At 72.8% G+C, this 17,163-nt stretch carries 16 protein-coding genes; 3 read left to right on the top strand and 13 right to left on the bottom strand.

All coding sequences use genetic code 11. The features are described from left to right. Positions 1-70: 70 nt before the first annotated feature. The 7 genes from truB to rimP all read right to left on the bottom strand — a co-directional run bounded on the left by truB (position 71) and on the right by rimP (position 7,147). On the bottom strand, positions 71-1,000 hold the full coding sequence (gene truB, locus ACRAS8_RS10065) for a tRNA pseudouridine(55) synthase TruB (RefSeq protein WP_438485601.1): 930 nt from the start codon (positions 998-1,000) through the stop codon (positions 71-73). After that, positions 997-1,452 (bottom strand): 30S ribosome-binding factor RbfA, encoded by a 456-nt coding sequence (gene rbfA / locus ACRAS8_RS10070; RefSeq protein ID WP_221911039.1) that lies wholly within the window; start codon positions 1,450-1,452, stop codon positions 997-999. The genes truB and rbfA overlap by 4 nt, the downstream gene beginning before the upstream one ends. A gap of 66 nt (positions 1,453-1,518) precedes the next feature. Beyond that, the gene (locus ACRAS8_RS10075; protein ID WP_438485602.1) at positions 1,519-1,812 is read right to left on the bottom strand and encodes a DUF503 domain-containing protein; all 294 of its coding nucleotides are present in this window, start codon (positions 1,810-1,812) and stop codon (positions 1,519-1,521) included. 148 nt (positions 1,813-1,960) lie between these two features. Continuing rightward, positions 1,961-5,011 (bottom strand): translation initiation factor IF-2, encoded by a 3,051-nt coding sequence (gene infB, locus ACRAS8_RS10080; RefSeq protein WP_438485603.1) that lies wholly within the window; start codon positions 5,009-5,011, stop codon positions 1,961-1,963. 178 nt (positions 5,012-5,189) lie between these two features. Further along, a complete protein-coding gene (locus ACRAS8_RS10085; protein ID WP_438485604.1) occupies positions 5,190-5,468 on the bottom strand; it encodes a YlxR family protein in 279 nt (92 codons plus the stop codon). 129 nt (positions 5,469-5,597) lie between these two features. Next, entirely contained in the window at positions 5,598-6,590 is a 993-nt protein-coding gene (nusA, locus tag ACRAS8_RS10090) for a transcription termination factor NusA (protein ID WP_438485605.1), read from the bottom strand. Positions 6,591-6,592: 2 nt separating this feature from the next. Beyond that, positions 6,593-7,147, bottom strand: a complete 555-nt coding sequence (gene rimP / locus ACRAS8_RS10095) for a ribosome maturation factor RimP (protein ID WP_438485606.1) — start codon at positions 7,145-7,147, stop codon at positions 6,593-6,595. 160 nt (positions 7,148-7,307) lie between these two features. On the opposite strand from rimP, the gene ACRAS8_RS10100 reads away from it, so the two are divergent. From ACRAS8_RS10100 to ACRAS8_RS10110, 3 genes are all read left to right on the top strand, one after another. Then, positions 7,308-7,817 carry a hypothetical protein gene (locus ACRAS8_RS10100; RefSeq protein ID WP_438490408.1) on the top strand — a complete coding sequence of 170 codons (510 nt, stop codon included), beginning with the start codon at positions 7,308-7,310 and terminating at the stop codon, positions 7,815-7,817. A 31-nt stretch (positions 7,818-7,848) separates the two neighbouring features. Next, complete coding sequence (locus ACRAS8_RS10105) at positions 7,849-8,352, top strand: DUF4439 domain-containing protein (RefSeq protein ID WP_438485607.1); 504 nt, start codon at positions 7,849-7,851, stop codon at positions 8,350-8,352. Positions 8,353-8,465: 113 nt separating this feature from the next. Further along, positions 8,466-9,374, top strand: a complete 909-nt coding sequence (locus ACRAS8_RS10110) for an aminoglycoside phosphotransferase family protein (RefSeq protein WP_438485608.1) — start codon at positions 8,466-8,468, stop codon at positions 9,372-9,374. A 92-nt stretch (positions 9,375-9,466) separates the two neighbouring features. Here the strand turns inward: ACRAS8_RS10110 and ACRAS8_RS10115 are convergent, their stop codons facing one another. From ACRAS8_RS10115 to dxr, 6 genes are all read right to left on the bottom strand, one after another. After that, on the bottom strand, positions 9,467-11,170 hold the full coding sequence (locus tag ACRAS8_RS10115; RefSeq protein ID WP_438485609.1) for a proline--tRNA ligase: 1,704 nt from the start codon (positions 11,168-11,170) through the stop codon (positions 9,467-9,469). Positions 11,171-11,507: 337 nt separating this feature from the next. Then, positions 11,508-12,041: a GNAT family N-acetyltransferase gene (locus ACRAS8_RS10120; protein ID WP_438485610.1), complete on the bottom strand. Its 534-nt coding sequence runs from the start codon at positions 12,039-12,041 to the stop codon at positions 11,508-11,510. Positions 12,042-12,065: 24 nt separating this feature from the next. Further along, on the bottom strand, positions 12,066-12,911 hold the full coding sequence (locus ACRAS8_RS10125; RefSeq protein ID WP_438485611.1) for a GNAT family N-acetyltransferase: 846 nt from the start codon (positions 12,909-12,911) through the stop codon (positions 12,066-12,068). 299 nt (positions 12,912-13,210) lie between these two features. Beyond that, entirely contained in the window at positions 13,211-14,368 is a 1,158-nt protein-coding gene (ispG, locus tag ACRAS8_RS10130; protein ID WP_438485612.1) for a flavodoxin-dependent (E)-4-hydroxy-3-methylbut-2-enyl-diphosphate synthase, read from the bottom strand. 175 nt (positions 14,369-14,543) lie between these two features. Continuing rightward, positions 14,544-15,845: a M50 family metallopeptidase gene (locus tag ACRAS8_RS10135; RefSeq protein ID WP_438485613.1), complete on the bottom strand. Its 1,302-nt coding sequence runs from the start codon at positions 15,843-15,845 to the stop codon at positions 14,544-14,546. Then, on the bottom strand, positions 15,842-17,158 hold the full coding sequence (gene dxr / locus ACRAS8_RS10140) for a 1-deoxy-D-xylulose-5-phosphate reductoisomerase (RefSeq protein WP_438485614.1): 1,317 nt from the start codon (positions 17,156-17,158) through the stop codon (positions 15,842-15,844). Before dxr ends, ACRAS8_RS10135 begins: the two co-directional genes overlap by 4 nt. Positions 17,159-17,163: the final 5 nt, after the last annotated feature.

Here is a 17,163-nt window from a genome sequence, read left to right on the forward strand (position 1 = left end):
GCGCCGAACGCTCCGCGCCCGTCCGCACGGCACGCGTTCCACCACCTCCCCCGCCCGCAAGGGGCCCGGGTCAGGCGAAGACCGCCAGGCTCTTGGCCCGCCCGCCCTCGTTCTCCACCAGCGCCAGGAAGGTCCCGTCCGGCCCGAAGGCCGCCACCGGGCCGTCGCCCTCGAAGAGCGGCATCGGGATCCGCGCGCCGTTGAGCAGCAGCCGGGACTGCGCCTCGGAGACGTCCCAGCGGGTGAACGCGGCGTCCGCCGCCTCCCCGATCGGCATGACCGGCAGGCCGGCGCCCTCGGGCTCGTCCACCGCCGCCTGGAGCTGCTCCAGGGTCCGCGCCCGGTCGAGCTTGTACGGGCCGACGCGGGTGCGGCGCAGCGCCGTCAGATGGCCGCCGACGCCGAGCCCGGCGCCCAGGTCACGGGCGAGGGCGCGGATGTAGGTGCCGGAGGAGCAGACGACGGAGACCAGCACATCGGTCACCGGAGTGCCGTCCGCGGCCTCGGCCTCGTGCACGGAGTGCACCACGAACGAGGAGACGGTCACCGGCCGGGCCGGGATCTCCACGTCCTCGCCGTCCCGGATCCGCTTGTAGGAGCGCTTGCCGTCGATCTTGATGGCGCTGACCTTCGACGGCACCTGCATGATCGCGCCGGACAGCTCGGCCACCCCGGCGTCGATGTCCTCGCGGGCCAGGCCGTGCGCCGCCTTGGACGCGGTGATCTCGCCCTCGGCGTCGTCGGTGACCGTGGTCTGGCCGAGCCGGATCGTGCCGACGTACTCCTTCTCCGTCAGCGCGAGGTGCCCCAGCAGCTTGGTGGCCCGCTCCAGGCCGAGGACCAGGACCCCGGTCGCCATCGGGTCGAGGGTCCCGGCGTGCCCGACCCGGCGGGTCCGGGCCATCCCCCGCATCTTCGCCACGACGTCGTGCGAAGTGAAGCCGGACGGCTTGTCGACGATGACCAAACCGCCCGGCTTGTTGCTCTGGTGCCGCTTCATTCTGCCGCTGCGCCCTCGTCGTCCTCGTCGCTGCCCGGCTTGCGGTACGGGTCCGCTTCACCGGCATACGTGGCACCCGAGGAGGCCGCGCGCACCTCGGCGTCCGAGGCGCGGGCCCGGTCGAGCAGGTCCTCGATCGTCTTGGCGTTCTCCGGCAGGGCGTCCGCGACGAAGGTCAGCGTCGGCGTGAACTTGGTGCCGGCCGCCGCACCGACCGCGGAACGGAGCACGCCCTTGGCGCTCTCCAGCCCCGCGGCGGCGCTGGCACGGTCCTCGTCGTCTCCGTAGACCGTGTAGAAGACCGTCGCCTCCCGCAGGTCGCCGGTGACCCGGGTGTCGGTGATGGTCACGTGCGTACCGAGCCGCGGGTCCTTGATTCCGCGCTGCAGCTTCTGGGCGACCACCTCCCGGATGAGGTCCGCCAGCTTCTTCGCCCGCGCATTGTCGGCCACTGGTCCGTCTCCTTCTTCTTTTCCACAATTGTGCTTTCACCGGCGATGACCCGCCCGGTCGCCCGGTCAGTCCTCATCGCCGTGCAGCCGCCGGCGTACGGACAGCAGCTCCACTTCGGGCCGTGCGGCGACCAGGCGCTCGCAGCGGTCCATGACGTCCGTCAGGTGCCCGGCGTTCCCGGACACCACCGCCAGCCCGATCCGGGCCCTGCGGTACAGGTCCTGGTCCCCCACCTCCGCGACGCTCACCGCGTACTTGCGGTGCAGCTCGGCGACGATCGGGCGGACGACGGAGCGCTTCTCCTTCAGCGACCGTACGTCGCCGAGAAGCAGGTCGAAGGACAGTGTCCCTACGTACATGCACGACAGGTATAGCCACCTGTGGGGCCTTGGGGGCGCCGCCCGGCGTCGGCCGGGGGCATGGTCGTCAATTCGAACCGTACACGGAACGGCCGGGGCCGATCGACGGAAATTCTCCCGCCGACCGGCCCCGGAACGAAGCTGCGCGTCAGCCGCGCGGCTTCTCCCGCATCTCGTACGTCGCGATGACGTCGTCGACCTTGATGTCGTTGAAGTTTCCGAGGTTGATACCGCCCTCGAAGCCTTCGCGGATCTCGGTGACGTCGTCCTTGAAGCGGCGCAGGCCCTCGATGTTGAGGTTCTCCGCGACCACCTTGCCGTCGCGGATGAGGCGGGCCTTGGTGTTCCGCCGGACCTCGCCGGAGCGGATGATGACACCCGCGATGTTGCCCAGCTTGGACGACTTGAAGACCTCGCGGATCTCCGCCGTACCGAGCTCGACCTCCTCGTACTCCGGCTTGAGCATGCCCTTGAGGGCCGCCTCGATCTCCTCGATCGCCTGGTAGATGACCGAGTAGTACCGGACGTCGACGCCCTCGCGCTCGGCCATCTGCGTGGCGCGGCCCTCGGCCCGCACGTTGAAGCCGATGACGATCGCGTCGGAGCCGGACGCCAGGTTGATGTCGGACTCCGTGACCGCACCGACGCCGCGGTGCAGCACCCGGATGTCGACCTCCTCGCCGACGTCGAGCTGGAGCAGCGAGGACTCCAGGGCCTCGACCGAACCGGACGCGTCGCCCTTGATGATGAGGTTGAGCTGCTGGACCTCGCCCGCCTTGAGCACCTTGTCGAGGTCCTCCAGGGACACCCGGCGGGTGCGCTTGGCGAACGCGGCGTTGCGCTCGCGCGCCGCGCGCTTCTCGGCGATCTGGCGGGCCGTACGGTCCTCGTCGACGACGAGGAAGTTGTCGCCGGCGCCCGGGACGTTGGTCAGACCCAGGACCAGGACGGGGGTCGACGGACCCGCTTCCTCGACGTGGTTGCCCTTGTCGTCGAGCATGGCGCGGACCCGGCCGTAGGCGTCGCCCACGACCATCGTCTCGCCGACGCGGAGGGTACCGCGCTGGACCAGGACGGTCGCCACGGCGCCGCGGCCGCGGTCGAGGTGGGCCTCGATCGCGATGCCCTGGGCGTCCTGCTCCGCGTTGGCGCGCAGGTCGAGGGCGGCGTCCGCGGTGAGGACGACGGCCTCCAGCAGCTGCTCGATGTTGGTGCCCTGGCGGGCGGAGATGTCGACGAACATGGTGTCGCCGCCGTACTCCTCGGCCACCAGGCCGTACTCGGTCAGCTGACCGCGCACCTTGGTCGGGTCGGCGCCCTCGACGTCGATCTTGTTGACCGCGACCACGATCGGCACGTCGGCCGCCTTGGCGTGGTTCAGGGCCTCGATCGTCTGCGGCATGACACCGTCGTTGGCCGCCACCACGAGGATCGCGATGTCGGTCGACTTCGCACCGCGGGCACGCATGGCGGTGAACGCCTCGTGACCCGGGGTGTCGATGAAGGTGATCGGCCGTTCCTCGTCGTTGACCGTGGTCGTGACCTGGTAGGCACCGATGTGCTGGGTGATGCCGCCGGCCTCGCCCGCGACCACGTTGGTCTTGCGGATCGCGTCCAGCAGGCGGGTCTTACCGTGGTCGACGTGACCCATGACGGTCACCACCGGCGGACGGGAGACCAGCATCTCCTCGCCGCCCTCGTTCTCGCCGAACTCGATGTCGAAGGACTCGAGCAGCTCGCGGTCCTCCTCCTCCGGGCTGACGATCTCGACGATGTAGTTCATCTCGTCGGCGAGCAGCTGCAGCGTCTCGTCGGAGACCGACTGGGTCGCGGTGACCATCTCGCCGAGGTTCAGCATGACCTGGACCAGCGACGCCGGGTTGGCGTTGATCTTCTCCGCGAAGTCGGTCAGCGAGGCACCGCGCGAGAGGCGAACGGTCTGGCCGTTGCCGCGCGGCAGCATGATGCCGCCCACGGACGGGGCCTGCATCGCCTCGTACTCCTGACGACGCTGCCGCTTCGACTTGCGACCGCGGCGCGCCGGACCGCCGGGACGGCCGAAGGCACCCTGCGTGCCGCCACGGCCACCGGGACCACCGGGACGACCGCCGAAGCCGGGACGACCGCCGAAGCCGCCGCCACCGCCACCGGGACCGCCGCCACCGGGACGGCCGGCGAAACCGCCGCCGCCACCCGGACGACCGCCGCCGCCACCGGGACGGCCGGCGAAACCGCCGCCACCGCCGGGACGACCGCCGCCACCGGGACGACCCGCGCCGCCCGGACGACCGCCGCCGCCGGGGCCCGGACGCGGGCCGGCAGCCGGACGCTGCGGCATCATGCCCGGGTTCGGGCGGTTACCGCCGCCGGGACGCGGACCGGCACCGCCGGGCGCCGCACCCTGCGGACGGGGCATGGAACCGGGGGTCGGACGCGGGCCGCCCTGGCCCTGCGGCCGGGGACCGCCCTGGCCGCCGCCCTGCGGGCGCGGACCGGGCTGGCCGGGACGCGGGGCGCCACCGGGCCGCGGGGCCTGCGGACGGGCCATGCCCGTGGAGCCACCGGAGGTGAAGGGGTTGTTGCCCGGACGGGGACCGGCCGGACGGGGACCGCCGGGACGCGGCGCCTGGCCGCCGGCACGCTGGCCCTGGCCGCGCTGGCCCTGGCCGGATGCCGGACGGGCGGGGCGCGGGCCGGGCGTGGCACCCGGGCGGGGGCCCGGCTGCGCGGCGGGCGCCGGCGCGGACGGCGGGGCCTGGAACTCCGGCTGCGCGGGCGCGGCCGGGGCAGGCTTGGGCGCCGCGGGGCGCGCCGGGGTCGGCCGCGGACCCGGGGTGGGGCCGGCGGCAGGCTTGGGGGCCGCGGGGGCCGCCGGGGCAACAGGTGCCTCCGGGGCGGCCGGGGCCGCGGGACCCGGCTTGGGGGCGCCCGGCTTCGGGGCAGCCGGACGTGCCGCCTGCGCCGGAGAGGGCGCGGACGGCTTCGCGGGAGCCGACTTGCGCGGCGCCGCGGGCTTGCCGGCGGAACGACCGCCGCCGCTGCCCGCCTGGAATGCGTCGGTCAGCTTGCGAACAACCGGCGCCTCGATCGTCGAGGACGCCGAACGGACGAATTCACCAAGTTCTTGGAGCTTGGCCATGACGACCTTGCTCTCCACACCGAACTCCTTGGCGAGTTCGTAAACCCGGACCTTAGCCACTTCGCTCCTTCTAGGTCCGGGTGTCCACCGGACCGTCGCTACTTCATGGGCGTACTCATCGCGTACTCATCGAGTGCTCATCGCAATCTCGACCTACTTCCGACTCGCGAGGTACCTGACCGCACGGTTTTCCGTGCGCTGTGCGTTTCTTGCTGTGCGTTCTTGCCATGGCGGCTGCTCAACGCGCGCCCCCTTCGATGAACCGGCGCAACTCCGCCGTGTCGAACGGACCGCGGCCCCGGTAGGCCCGGGGGAACGCCCGGCGGCGAACCGCCAGGTCGAGGCAGACCAGTGTCCGGTGCACATAAGCACCCCGGCCGGGCAGCGTACCGCGAGGATCGGGAAGGCACTCACCCTCGATCACCACGATGCGCAGCAAATCGCCCTTGGCCGCTCGCTCCCGGCAACCCAGACATGTGCGCTCAGGGCATGCGCGGGCATGCGTCCGGCCAGACACTGCTTAAGTCTACCTCCCCACGGCCACTCCACCCCGATGGGGTAAAGCCCGATCCGCTCCTCAAGAATTCCCCGCGGGGCGCCGCGGCACCACTTCTTTTCGTGCGCCGCGGCCCCGTCCGCCGGCGGCTCAGCCCTGCGCCGGCGCGTGCTCGGTGTCCGGGCGGATGTCGATCCGCCAGCCGGTCAGCCGCGCCGCGAGCCGGGCGTTCTGCCCTTCCTTGCCGATGGCCAGCGACAGCTGGTAGTCGGGGACCGTCACCCGCGCCGAGCGCGCCGACAGGTCCACCACCTCGACCTTGCTGACCCGGGCCGGGGACAGCGCGTTGGCGACCAGCTCGGCCGGGTCGTCGGACCAGTCCACGATGTCGATCTTCTCGCCGTTGAGCTCGGCCATCACGGCCCGCACCCGGCCGCCCATCGGGCCGATGCAGGCGCCCTTGGCGTTCAGCCCCGAGCGCACGGACCGCACCGCGATCTTCGTGCGGTGGCCGGCCTCGCGGGCGATGGCGGCGATCTCCACCGAACCGTCGGCGATCTCCGGCACCTCCATGGCGAACAGCTTCTTCACCAGGTTGGGGTGGGTGCGCGAGAGGGTGACCGAGGGGCCGCGGACACCCTTGACGACGCGGACGACGTACGAGCGCAGCCGGGTGCCGTGGGTGTACTCCTCGCCGGGGACCTGCTCCTGCACCGGCAGGATGGCCTCCAGCTTGCCGATGTCGACCAGGACGTTCTTGGGGTCCTTGCCCTGCTGGACGACGCCGGTGACGACATCGCCCTCCCGTCCGGCGTACTCGCCGAAGGTGATCTCCTCCTCGGCGTCCCGCAGCCGCTGCAGGATGACCTGCTTGGCGGTGGTCGCCGCGATGCGCCCGAAGCCGGACGGGGTGTCGTCGAACTCGCGCGGCTCGGCACCCTCCTCCAGGTCCTCCGGGTCCTCCTTCGCCCACACCGTCACATGGCCGGTGTTGCGGTTCAGCTCCACCCGCGCCCGGCGGCGGCTGCCCTCGGTGCGGTGGTATGCGATGAGGAGGGCCGACTCGATCGCCTCGACCAGCAGGTCGAACGAGATCTCCTTCTCCCGCACCAGACCCCGCAGGGCACTCATGTCGATGTCCACGGCTACGCCTCCTCCTTGTTCTCGTTGTTGTTGTCGTTGTCGTTGTTGTTGTCGTTGTCGCCTGCGCCGGCGGTCCGGGCCGGCCTGGGGTTGAACTCCAGCTCGACGCGGGCCTTGGCGATCTCGTCGAACGCGACCCGGCGGGCGGTCGGCTTGCGGCCCTTGACGCCCGGCACCTCCAGGTCGAGGCCGGTGTCGTCGGTGGCGATGATCCGGGCGACCAGGTCGCCGCCCTCGTGGAGGCGGACCTTGATCAGGCGGCCGACGGCGCGGCGGTAGTGCCGCGGCTCGGTCAGCGCCCGGTCGGCGCCCGGCGAGGTGACCTCAAGGGTGTAGGGGGCGCCGCCCATCGCGTCGGTGTCGTCCAGGACCCCGGACGCCTCGCGGCTCAGCGCGGCGCACTCGTCGAGCTGGACGCCCGCGTCGGAGTCGACCACGATCCTCAGCACACGACTCCTGCCGGCCGGTGTCACCTCGATCTCTTCCAGATCCAGGTCTCGCGCGGCGACGAGCGGTTCAAGCAGTCCGCGCAGCCTCTCGCTCTGGGTGGTGCTCATCCGGGTGACTCCTCGGCCGCGTGTGCTGTTGTGGTTAGGTCGCGTGTCAGGTCAAAGCCTATCGGTTCCGGCGGGGTACTGACGATTCGGCGGGTGGTCACGGATACGCTCGCCTGCGGTGATCACGACGGAAGACCCCGGGAAGTGCAACGTGCCGAAAGTGGCGCTCACACGCAGAACGACCCTGCTGGCCGGCACCGCCCTGGGAGGCGCGGCACTGCTCGCCGGCTGCGCCGACGGCGCCCGGCCCGACCCGATGTCGGCCGAGCGTTCGGCGGCCGCCGAGCGGGTGCGCAAGCAGGCGGCCCGGGACAGCACGGCGCTGCTCGCGCGGTACGACGCGACGCTCGCCGCCCATCCGCGACTGGCCGCGCGACTGCGGCCGCTGCGGGCCGAAGTCGCCCGCCACGCCGAGGCGTTCAGCTCTGACGCGCCGTCCGCCGCCGCCTCCGCGTCCGCGCCCGCCGCCGGGAGCGCGCACGGGGCGGACGCGCCCCGCGTACCGGACGACGAGCCGGGCGCCCGTTCGGCGCTCGCCAAGGCGGAACGGTCGCTGGCGGACGCCCGCGCGGCGGCGCTGGTGTCCGCGCCGCCCGAACTGGCCCGGCTGCTGGCCTCCGTCGCGGCGGCGGGGGCGGCCCACGCGTACCTGCTGGCCCAGGCGGGATGACGGGCGCCGTGCGAGAGAACAGGAGCGGGCGATGACGACGGCACACGCACGGCGCGACGGGGCGCGCGGCGGGGACGAGTTGACCGCGACGCAGGCCGCGCTGGCGGCCGAGCACGCCGCGGTGTACGGGTACGGCGTGGTCGGCGGGCGGATCGGGGCCGGACGCCGGACGGAGGCACAGGGCGCGTACGACGCGCACCGGGCGCGGCGGGACGCACTGCGCCGCGCCGTGCGGGACCTCGGCGGCACCCCGCAGGCCGCGGCCGCCGCCTACGAGCTGCCGTTCCCGGTGCCGGACGCGGCCGCCGCGGTGCGGCTGGCCGCGGAGCTGGAGGACCGGGTGGCGGCCGTCTACGCGGACCTCGTACGGGCCGCCGGCGGGGCGCACCGCACGGAGGCGGCGGCCGCGCTGCGCGAGGCCGCGGTGCGGGCGGTGCGCTGGCGGGGCGGCGGCGTAGCCTTCCCTGGGCTCGTGGAGCGGGCCGCGGCGCCCACCGCGTCGGCCACCGCGGGCACCGACGCCGACGCGCTCTGACCGACCCGGCCGCCCGACGGCCCCTGCCCACACGGCAACTCGCCCACCCGGCATCTCCCCCGCACTGCGTCTTCCCCACACTGCGTCTTCCCCACGATAAGGACAGCTCAGGCATGGCAACGGCACCCATCGAACCGCCGCAACGACTGCTGACCGCGCTCGGCGGCGCTGCGGAGGGTCCCGTCCGGGCCTGGCTGGCGGCACTGCCCGAACTGGTCCAACAGCGGCTCACGGACTGGGAGTTGACGCTGGAGCGGGTGCACGCCCCGGGCGGCCGCAGCAGTCTGGTGACGTTCGTGCGGCAGTCGGACGGATCGCCGGCGGTGCTGAAGTTCCCGGTGCCGGGGCGGGCCGCGGCGCAGGAGGCGGCGGCGCTGCGGACCTGGGACGGCTGGGGCGCGGTGCGGCTGCTGCGGGCCGACGAGGCGAGCGGCGCACTGCTGCTGGAGCGGCTGCAGGGGTCGGTGTCGCTGCGGTCGCTGCCGGAGGCCCGGGCGCTGCTGGAGGCGGCCGGCACGGTGCGCCGGCTGTGGGTGGCGCCGCCCGCGGGGCACCCGTTCGCGACGGTGGCGGAGCGGACCGCGGCGGACGCGGAGCGGCTCCGGGCGGCCGGGGAGCCGGCGGGCGCCGGGCCGCTGCTGGACGAGGCGCTGGAGCTGGGGCGGACGCTGCCGGCCGGGGCGGCCGAGGAGTACCTGCTGCACGGGGCGTTCCGGCAGGGGAAGGTGCTGGCCGGGGAGCGGGCGCCGTGGCTGGCGGTGGGGCCGTCGCCGCTGGTCGGTGAGCGGGCGTACGACCTGGCGCGGCTGGTGCTGGACCGGTTCGAGGATCTGCTGGCCGGTTCGGGGGCGGCCCCGGCGGCCCGGCGGCGGGTGGCGAAGCTGGCCGACTCGCTGGACGTGGACCGGGAGCGGCTGCGCGGCTGGACGCTGTACCGGGCGGTGCGCGCCGGGGTGCGCGAGGCGGCGTCGGGCGACCGGCGGCGCGGCGAGGCGCTGCTGGAGTTCGCGGCGTACGTGTAGCGGGCCGCGGGCGGCCGGGGCCGGGGACCGGGTGGTGGCGTGACGGAACGGGCCGGCCGGGGCGGGTGCCCCGGCCGGCCCGTCGCCGTCGGTCAGGCGCCGAGCCGGGCGACGGCCTCGGCGACCGTCAGCTCCTCGCGCTCGCCGGTGCGGCGGTCCTTGACCTCCACGACGCCCTCACCGGCGCGGCGGCCGGCGACGACGATGGTCGGCACGCCGATCAGCTCGGCGTCGGTGAACTTCACGCCGGGCGAGACGCCGGGCCGGTCGTCGATCAGGACCCGCAGGCCGGCGGCGCCGAGCTGCTCGCCGATCTCCAGGGCGAGTTCGGTCTGCTTGGCCTTGCCGGCGGCGACCACGTGCACATCGGCCGGGGCCACCTCGCGCGGCCAGCACAGACCCTTGTCGTCGGCGTGCTGCTCGGCCAGCGCGGCCACGGCGCGCGAGACGCCGATGCCGTACGAGCCCATCGTCACGCGGACCGGCTTGCCGTTCTGGCCGAGCACGTCGAGCTGGAAGGCGTCGGCGTACTTGCGGCCCAGCTGGAAGATGTGGCCGATCTCGATGGCGCGGTCGAGCTTGAGGCCGGTGCCGCACTTCGGGCACGGGTCGCCTTCCTGGACGACCACGACGTCGACGTAGGTGTCGACCTCGAAGTCGCGGCCGGCGACGACGTTCCTGGCGTGCACGCCCTCCTTGTTGGCGCCGGTGATCCACGCGGTGCCGGGGGCGACGCGCGGGTCGGCGAGGTATGTCACCTTCTCCAGGCCCTGCGGGCCGACGTAGCCGCGGACGAGGTCGTCGCGGCCGACGAAGTCCTCGGCGGTCACCAGCTCGACGGCGGCCGGGGCGAAGTGCGTCTCGACCTTGCCCATGTCGACCTCGCGGTCGCCGGGGACGCCGATCGCGAAGATCTCGCCGTCGGCCTTCACCAGCAGGTTCTTGAGGGTGGCCGACGCCGGGACGTCGAGGTGCGCGGCGAGCGTCTCGATGGTGGGGGTGTCCGGGGTCGGGATCTCCTCGAGCGCGGGCACGCCGGCGGCGTCGGCCGGCTTGAGCTCGTAGGTGATCGCCTCGGTGTTGGCGGCGAAGTCGCAGTGCGGGCAGTCGGCGAAGACGTCCTCGCCGGCCGCGGCCGGGGCCAGGAACTCCTCGGACTTGGAGCCGCCCATGGCGCCGGCGATGGCGGCGCAGATGCGGTAGTCGAGGCCGAGCCGCTCGAAGATCCGCTGGTAGGCGGCGCGGTGCAGCGCGTAGGACTCGGCGAGGCCCTCGTCGGCGGTGTCGAAGGAGTACGAGTCCTTCATCTGGAACTCGCGGCCGCGCAGGATGCCGGCGCGCGGGCGGGCCTCGTCGCGGTACTTGGTCTGGATCTGGTAGAGGATCACCGGCAGGTCCTTGTAGGACGTGCACTGGTCCTTCACCAGCTGGGTGAAGATCTCCTCGTGGGTGGGGCCGAGGAGGTAGTCGCCGCCCCTGCGGTCCTTGAGGCGGAAGAGCTCGGCACCGTACTCCTCCCAGCGGCCGGTGGCCTCGTAGGGCTCCTTCGGCAGCAGGGCGGGCAGCAGGACCTCCTGGCCGCCGATGGCGTCCATCTCCTCGCGCACGATCCGCTCGACGTTGGCGAGGACCTTCTTGCCGAGCGGCAGCCAGGACCAGACACCGGCGGCGGTGCGGCGCACGAAACCGGCCCGCACCAGGAGCTTGTGGCTGAGCACCTCGGCGTCGGCCGGGTCGTCGCGCAACGTCTTGAACATCAAGCGGGACATGCGCTGGACCTGTGCGGCGTGGGCCATGGGAGTTTCTCCTGCGTAAGAAAGGTGACTTCCTGGAGGTTAGCCGTAGGGGGGTCGGGCGACGAAATGCGATTCCGCTGCGCTTGGCCTGCTTCCCACGTTGTTGGGTTCCCCGCCGCGGGGGTTCGCCTTTTGCGCCTGCGGCGCGAGTCCGCTGCGCGGGGCTGTTGGGTGCGGTGCCGGGCCTCCGGGGCAGGGGGTGTCCGGACTGCTTCGCTTTACGTCCGGACACCCCCTGCCCCTCCGACCCGTCCCCTCCCGTGGGTGGTCATAGAGACGGTGGGTGGGGGCTGGTGTGAGTGGGCCGGTGGAGGTCGTGGTCCGGGAGGTGTGGCCGTCAGCGTTTGAGGGGGAGGGGGGCGCCCATGACGGCGTAGGGGGTGGGGGCGCTGGGGAAGAGGACGCGGCGGGCGATGTCGTGGTAGCCGAGGGAGCGGTACAGGCCGCGGGCGGGGCTGTCGGTGTCGATGGCGGAGAGGATGCTGCGGGGTTCGGTGGCCTCGTCGGTGAGGCGGGTGATCAGGGCGCGGCCGATGCCGCGGTTCTGGTAGGCGGGGTGGACGTGCAGCTCGGTGATGACGAAGGAGTCGTCGAGCCAGTGGTCCAGTCCCTGGCTGCGCAGGTAGGGCTCGACGACGGTGGACCACCAGTGGGTGCGTTCGTTGGGCATGCCGTAGACGAAGCCGACGAGGCGGCCGGCGGGGGTGGTGGCGCCCAGGGCGCGGGCGCCGCGGCAGCCGAGGTGGCGGAGCACGATGTGGCGGCGGACGGCGATCTCCTCGTCGCCGAGTCCGAAGGCGAGGGCCTGTACGGCGAGCGCGTCGTCCACGCGGGCCGTGAGATCGAGGGGGCCCACCGCGACGTCATCCATGCTCGGAGCGTACAAGGCGGAGGCTCAGAACAGCACGCTCATGAAGGCGCCGACTTCCTCGAAGCCCACCCGGCGGTAGGCGGCGCGGGCGGCGGTGTTGTAGTCGTTGACGTAGAGGCTGACGACGGGGGCGACGTCGGCGAGGGCGTAGCGGAGCACGGCGGCCATGCCCGTCTCGGACAGGCCGCGGCCGCGGTGCGCGGGGTCGACCCAGACGCCCTGGATCTGGCAGGCGAGGGGGGTGGCGGCACCGATCTCGGCCTTGAAGACCACCTTGCCGTCGTCGATGCGGGCGAACGAGCGGCCGGCGCCGACGAGTTCGGCGACCCGGGCCTGGTAGAGCAGGCCGCCGTCGCCGGCGAGCGGGGAGATGCCGACCTCTTCGGTGAACATGGCCACGCAGGCGGGCATGATCAGGTCGAGTTCGTCCTTGCGGATGCGCCGGACGCGCGGGTCGGGGGCGATCTCGGCGGAGGGGGTGCGGGTGACCATCAGCGGCTGGTGCGCGCGGATCTCGCGGGCCGGGCCCCAGTGGGGTTCGAGCAGTTCCCAGAGGGCGGCGGTGGGGCCGGCCGGGCCGACGACGGAGGAGCAGCGGCGGCCCTGGCGACGGGCGCGTTCGGCGAAGCCGCGGATGGCCTCGGGGGTGGCGCAGACGGGGACGAGGTTGGCTCCGGCGTAGCAGAGGGACTCCAGCCGGCCGCCGACGTACCAGCCCCACATCTCGCCGCCGAGCCGCCAGGGGTCGAGGCCGGCGACCTGGACGCGGGCGGCGACGAAGGCGTTGGCGACCGGTTCGCGGTCCAGGACCGCGAGGGCCGCGTCGAGCTCTCCCGGTTCGAGGACCTTGAGGGCGGTGGTCGTCAGCACGAGTCGGAAAGCCTCACCGTTGTGGGGCCTGGGAGGCCAGGCAGGAGCAGGTCCTGGCACTGTACCTCCACCGGGCCGAGGGCCACCTGGGCAGCGGTGGGAGGGCCCGTGCGGCCGGAAGGAGGGGCCCTGCGGCCGGAAACGGGAAGCGCACCGCGGGCCGGGATACGGCACGGTGCGGCGGCCGGCGCGACGGCGGGGCCGGAACGGGAATACCGCTCCGGCCCCGCCACGTTGAGGCCCCGCAGGGGGCTCGCGCGCCCCCTAGGGGATCTGTTCGGCCGTGCCCCAGGGGCCGCTCAGCCGGCGGCGCTGACCGTCGGCGTCCCGGAGGTGATGCCGTCGGCCTCCATCTGTGCGGCGATCTTCATGGCCTCTTCGATGAGGGTCTCGACGATCTTGGACTCGGGGACGGTCTTGATGACCTCGCCCTTGACGAAGATCTGGCCCTTGCCGTTGCCGGAGGCGACGCCGAGGTCGGCCTCGCGGGCCTCGCCGGGGCCGTTGACGACGCAGCCCATGACGGCGACGCGGAGCGGGACCTCCATGCCCTCAAGACCGGCGGTGACCTCGTCGGCGAGCTTGTAGACGTCCACCTGGGCGCGGCCGCAGGAGGGGCAGGAGACGATCTCCAGGCGGCGGGGGCGGAGGTTCATCGACTCCAGGATCTGGATGCCGACCTTGACCTCTTCGACGGGCGGCGCGGAGAGCGAGACCCGGATGGTGTCGCCGATGCCCTCGCTGAGCAGGGCGCCGAAGGCGACCGCGGACTTGATGGTGCCCTGGAACGCCGGGCCGGCCTCGGTGACGCCGAGGTGGAGGGGGTAGTCGCACTGGGCGGCGAGCTGGCGGTAGGCGTTGACCATCACGACCGGGTCGTTGTGCTTGACCGAGATCTTGATGTCGCGGAAGCCGTGCTCCTCGAAGAGGGACGCCTCCCACAGGGCGGACTCGACCAGGGCCTCGGGGGTGGCCTTGCCGTACTTCTGGAGCAGGCGCCGGTCCAGGGAGCCGGCGTTGACGCCGATCCGGATCGGGGTGCCGGCGTCGGAGGCCGCCTTGGCGATCTCCTTGACCTTGTCGTCGAACTGCTTGATGTTGCCGGGGTTGACGCGGACCGCGGCGCAGCCGGCGTCGATGGCGGCGAAGACGTACTTGGGCTGGAAGTGGATGTCCGCGATGACCGGGATCTGCGACTTCTTCGCGATCACCGGCAGCGCGTCGGCGTCGTCCTGGGTGGGGCAGGCGACCCGGACGATCTGGCAGCCGGAGGCCGTCAGCTCGGCGATCTGCTGGAGCGTGGCGCCGATGTCGGAGGTGCGGGTGGTCGTCATCGACTGCACCGAGACCGGTGCGTCTCCGCCCACGGCGACCGTACCGACCTGGATCTTGCGGCTGACCCGGCGGTCGGCGAGCTTGGTCGGTACGTCCGGCATTCCCAGTGAAATGGCAGTCATCTGGCGAGCAACCCCAAGGTATGGATCAGGGCCCTGATTCGGCGGGCTTCCGGTCATCGAGCCTACGGCACCCGGCTCGCGGGAGGCACATCGAACCCTTATGCCCCTCGAACGGGGGCGGCCGGGCACGCCCATACGGTCGCCGCGTGCCCGGCCAGGGGTCGTTCGGACGGCTCTAGGTGAGCTTCACCGGGTTCACCACGTCGGCGACCAGCACCAGCAGGGTGAAGCAGATGAAGATCCCGGCGACGACGTAGGCGACCGGCATCAGCTTGGCGACGTCGAAGGGGCCGGGGTCGGGGCGCCGGACGATCTTGGCGAAGGCGCGCCGCAGGGACTCCCACAGGGCGCCGGCGATGTGACCGCCGTCGAGCGGCAGCAGCGGCAGCATGTTGAACAGGAACAGCGAGAGGTTGAAGCCGGCGACCAGGAAGAGCATGGTCGCCACCCGCTGCTCCGGCGGGATGTGCAGGGAGAAGACCTCGCCGCCGACCCGGGCCGCGCCGACCACGCCCATCGGGGAGTCCTGCTTGCGCTCGGCGCCGTTGAAGGCGGCGTTCCACAGGTCGGGGATCTTGCCGGGGACCTGCACCAGCGAGTCCACGCCCTGCGAGACCATGTTGCCCATCCGGTCCACGGACTGGCCGAAGGTCTGCTGGACGATGCCGCTGGCCGGGGTGAAGCCGAGGAAGCCGGCGGTGACGTACTGGCCGGGGACGTAGCCGCCGTGGCCGTCGGTCTTGGCGACCTTGTTCTCGATGAGGTCGGCGTGCAGCGTCTGCCGGGTGCCGTGCCGCTCGACGACTATGGTCGCCGGGCCGGTGGTCCTGCGGATCTGGTCCTGGAGGGTGCCCCAGTCGGGGACGGGGCGGCCGTTGAAGGCGACGATCTTGTCGCCGGCCCGCAGCCCGGCGGCCTTGGCCGGGGAGTCCTTGGCGCCGGCCGGGCACTTGTCGGTCTTGGCGGAGGCCGAGATGACGCAGTCGGAGACCGAGCTGACCTGGGTGGTCTGGGTGTTGATGCCGAAGCCCATCAGCACGCTCATGAAGATCACCACGGCAAGGACGAGGTTCATGAACGGCCCGGCGAACATCACGATGACGCGCTTCCAGGGCCGGCGCGTGTAGAACAGCCGGTGTTCGTCGCCGGGCTGGAGCTCCTCGAAGGCCGCCGAGCGGGCGTCCTCGATCATGCCGCGGAACGGGGAGGTGGAGCGGGCCTGGAGCTTCCCGTCGTCGCCGGGCGGGAACATGCCGATCATGCGGATGTAGCCGCCCAGCGGGACGGCCTTGATGCCGTACTCGGTGTCGCCCTTCTTCCGGGAGAAGAGCGTCGGTCCGAAGCCCACCATGTACTGCGGCACCCGGATGCCGAACATCTTGGCCGTGGTGAGGTGGCCGAGTTCGTGCCAGGCGATGGAGAACAGCAGGCCGACGACGAAGACGACTATGCCGAGGATGGTCATCCAGGTCGTCATGCGCGGGCCTCCGAGGGGGTGCGTGCCGCCGCGGCGGCCAGTTCGCGGGCGCGGGCGCGCGCCCAGGTCTCGGCCTGCAGGACGTCCGCGACGGTGAGGGAGGTTCCGTCGGCGGCCGTGCCGCCCGGGCGGGCGCCGTCCTGGCTCTGCTTCATCACCACTCCGGTTGCCAGCCCTTCGTCGACCACTGCCGCGACCGTATCCACAATCCCTGTGAACGGCAGCCCGCCGGTGAGGAACGCCTCGACGCACTCCTCGTTCGCGGCGTTGAAGACGGCGGGGGCGGTGCCGCCCAGTTCGCCGACCCGGCAGGCCAGCGGCACGGACGGGAAGGCTTCCTCGTCGAGCGGGAAGAACTCCCAGTTCTGCGCCCTCGTCCAGTCGATGCCGGGGGCCGCGTCGGGGACCCGCTCGGGCCAGCCGAGGCCCAGCGCGAGCGCCATCCGCATGTCGGGCGGGCTGGCCTGGGCGAGGGTGGAGCCGTCGGTGAACTCCACCATCGAGTGGACGTAGGACTGCGGATGGACGACGACCTCGATGCGGTCGAAGGGGACGCCGAAGAGCAGGTGCGCCTCGATGACCTCCAGGCCCTTGTTGACCAGGGTCGCGGAGTTGATGGTGACGACCGGGCCCATCGACCAGGTGGGGTGGGCCAGCGCCTGCTCGGGCGTGACGCCGGCCAGTTCGGCCTTCGTGCGGCCGCGGAACGGGCCGCCGGAGGCGGTGACCACCAGCTTGCGGACCTCGGCGCGGGTGCCGCCGGACAGGGCCTGGAAGAGCGCGGAGTGCTCGGAGTCGACGGGGATGATCTGGCCGGGCCGGGCGACGGCCCTGACCAGGGGGCCGCCGACGATCAGCGACTCCTTGTTGGCGAGCGCCAGCACCCGGCCGGCCTTCAGGGCGGCGAGGGTGGGGGCGAGGCCGATGGAGCCGGTGATGCCGTTGAGGACGGTGTGGCAGGGCGAGGCGGCGAGGTCGGTGGCCGCGTCGGGGCCGGCGAGGATCTCCGGCAGCGGCTCGCCCGCGCCGTAGTGCGCGGCCAGCGCCTCGCGCAGCGCGGGCACCGTCTCCTCGCGTGCCACCGCGACGGCGGTGACCCGCAGCCGGTGCGCCTGCTCGGCCAGCAGCTCGACCCGGCCGCCGGACGCGGCGAGCGCGGTGACCCGGAACCGGTCGGGGTTGCGCAGCACGATGTCGATGGCCTGGGTGCCGATCGAACCCGTCGAGCCGAGGATCACGATCTCCCGGGGGCCGGTGTGGTCGCCGGCGGCCGGCTCGAAGCGCAGGTGCGGGTGGGCGAGGGTGTCCGTCATGTGGT

Source organism: Streptomyces sp. S186, from assembly GCF_051603415.1.
GTDB lineage: Bacteria > Actinomycetota > Actinomycetes > Streptomycetales > Streptomycetaceae > Streptomyces.

Excerpts from the sequence above, each read along its gene's own strand:
- truB (WP_438485601.1), bottom strand. The coding sequence starts at position 1,000 with ATGAAGCGGCACCAGAGCAACAAGCCGGGCGGTTTGGTCATCGTCGAC.
- ACRAS8_RS10075 (WP_438485602.1), bottom strand. The coding sequence starts at position 1,812 with ATGTACGTAGGGACACTGTCCTTCGACCTGCTTCTCGGCGACGTACGG.
- rimP (WP_438485606.1), bottom strand. The coding sequence starts at position 7,147 with ATGAGCACCACCCAGAGCGAGAGGCTGCGCGGACTGCTTGAACCGCTC.
- ACRAS8_RS10105 (WP_438485607.1), top strand. The coding sequence starts at position 7,849 with ATGACGACGGCACACGCACGGCGCGACGGGGCGCGCGGCGGGGACGAG.
- ACRAS8_RS10110 (WP_438485608.1), top strand. The coding sequence starts at position 8,466 with ATGGCAACGGCACCCATCGAACCGCCGCAACGACTGCTGACCGCGCTC.
- ACRAS8_RS10115 (WP_438485609.1), bottom strand. The coding sequence starts at position 11,170 with ATGGCCCACGCCGCACAGGTCCAGCGCATGTCCCGCTTGATGTTCAAG.
- ACRAS8_RS10120 (WP_438485610.1), bottom strand. The coding sequence starts at position 12,041 with ATGGATGACGTCGCGGTGGGCCCCCTCGATCTCACGGCCCGCGTGGAC.
- ispG (WP_438485612.1), bottom strand. The coding sequence starts at position 14,368 with ATGACTGCCATTTCACTGGGAATGCCGGACGTACCGACCAAGCTCGCC.
- ACRAS8_RS10135 (WP_438485613.1), bottom strand. The coding sequence starts at position 15,845 with ATGACGACCTGGATGACCATCCTCGGCATAGTCGTCTTCGTCGTCGGC.
- dxr (WP_438485614.1), bottom strand. The coding sequence starts at position 17,158 with ATGACGGACACCCTCGCCCACCCGCACCTGCGCTTCGAGCCGGCCGCC.